This is a genomic window from Corallococcus sp. 4LFB (genome assembly GCF_046520365.1).
GTDB lineage: Bacteria > Myxococcota > Myxococcia > Myxococcales > Myxococcaceae > Corallococcus > Corallococcus caeni.
Genome location: NZ_JBKGHJ010001313.1, coordinates 1 through 228, shown reverse-complemented (window position 1 = coordinate 228; position 228 = coordinate 1). Strand labels below are relative to the sequence as shown.

Genomic DNA, 228 nt, shown 5'->3' with positions numbered 1-228 from the left:
GGATGCCGACGAGGGCCTCGACGGAGCGCTCCACGCAGAGCACCACGCGCACGTCAGGGCCGACGCCCAGCTTCACCAACCGGTGAGCGAGCTGATTGGCTCGCGTGTCCAACTCACGGAAGGTGAGCTGCTCGTCGCGGCAGATGACAGCCAAGGCGTCGGGCGTGCGAAGGGCCTGGGCGGTGAAGGCGTCATGGAGGCAGAGGTCGCGAGGGAACTCCGCGCTGG

At 68.9% G+C, this 228-nt stretch carries 1 protein-coding gene; it reads right to left on the bottom strand.

Annotated elements, in window-relative coordinates:
- On the bottom strand, positions 1–228 hold a 228-nt coding region (locus tag ACLEQD_RS45445), incomplete at both ends, for an AMP-binding protein (RefSeq protein ID WP_410392083.1).